The organism is Kitasatospora sp. MBT63 (genome assembly GCF_000710465.2).
Classification (GTDB): domain Bacteria; phylum Actinomycetota; class Actinomycetes; order Streptomycetales; family Streptomycetaceae; genus Kitasatospora.
In genome coordinates this window covers 27,251-28,590 of sequence record NZ_JAIZ01000582.1, presented here as the reverse complement: position 1 = coordinate 28,590, position 1,340 = coordinate 27,251, and the positions used below count along the sequence as shown (strand labels likewise).

Below are 1,340 nucleotides of genomic sequence, written 5' to 3'. Positions count from 1 at the left end.
TGCCGCCCGGCCGGCTCCGCCGAGCGGTCCGGCCGGTCCGGGTACAGCGCAGCCTGGTCCGGCTCGGCACCGTCCGCCCAGAGCGCGGCGGCCACCCGCCGCAGCTGCGCCAGCCCGTCGCGGTGCGGGGAGTTCGCCGCCACCACCAGGTGCTCCCGGCCGCCCAGCGTGTCGCCGACCAGGGAGCCCACCTGTCCGGTGCCCACCTGGACGAACGCCCGGAACCCCGCCGCGTACATGGCCTCGATCAGCGGCCGGAACCGGACCGGCTCCAGCAGGTGACGGACGAACAGCGCGCGGACCTCCGCCTCGGCCGCCGGGAACGGCGAGGCCGTCGTCCCGGACCAGACCGGCACGGACGGCGGGTGCAGCTCGAAGCGGTCGGCGGCCTGCCGGATCGGGCCGAGGTAGGGCCCGAGCATCGGTGTGTGGAAGCCGGACCGGAACGGCAGCACCTGCCCCAGCACCCCGCGCGCGCGGAACCGGCGGACCAGCTCCGCGACCGGCTCCTCGGGGCCGCAGACGATCGACTGCTGCGGTGCGTTGTCGTGCGAGAGCACCACCTGCGCCAGGTCCCGGGAGCTGCGCAGGACCTCGCCCACCTGGTCGGCGGAGGCGCCCAGCGCGGCGAACGAGAGCCCGGGGACGTGCAGTGCCTCGGGATCGAAGGACTCCAGGAAGGAGTCCACGGACGCGCCGGAGTACAGCCCGGCGCTGATCATCGCGGTCCACTCGCCGACGCTGTGCCCGGCCACCGCGTCCGGGCGGACGCCCATCCGGCGCAGGGCCGTGTCCAGCAGCCGGCCCACCGCGACCACGCCGGCCCCGTGCCGGCCGATGTCGCCCACCTGCGCGGCGGCCCCACGGCCGCCCGCCGCGGCCGGGCGCACCAGACCGAAGTGGTCCGCGACGTCGTCCACGCGGGGGACGAACTCGCCCTCCAGGCCGGGGAAGACGAACGCCAGCCGGCCGGCGCCCGCCCCACCGGTGCCCAGCAGCGGTTGCGGGGCGAACCACACGTCGCCTCGGCCGCGCCAGGCCCGCCCCCGGGAGACCGCGCGCCGGGCGAGCGCCAACTGCTTCGCGGTCGGGTCGACGACCGCCAGCCGGCAGCCCGCCACGGGCGCACCCCGCTCCGGCAGGCCGGCGGCCAGCACCGCGCGGTCGTCGCCCGCCAGCAGCCGCGCCAGCTGCTCGGGGCTGTCGGCGGCCAGCCGCAGCACCCGCTCGGGCTCGGTCACGACGGCCGGTACGGGGCCGGGCCCGGCCCCGGTCGGGGCCTGCTCCAGCACCACGTGCGCGTTGATGCCGCCGAAGCCGAACGCGTTCACGGCGGCCCG

Annotated in this window: 1 protein-coding gene; it reads right to left on the bottom strand. The window is 78.0% G+C overall.

The window, feature by feature from the left end:
* Positions 1–1,340: acyltransferase domain-containing protein (locus tag AA75_RS48165; protein ID WP_149038471.1), on the bottom strand; the 1,340-nt coding region annotated here is incomplete at both ends.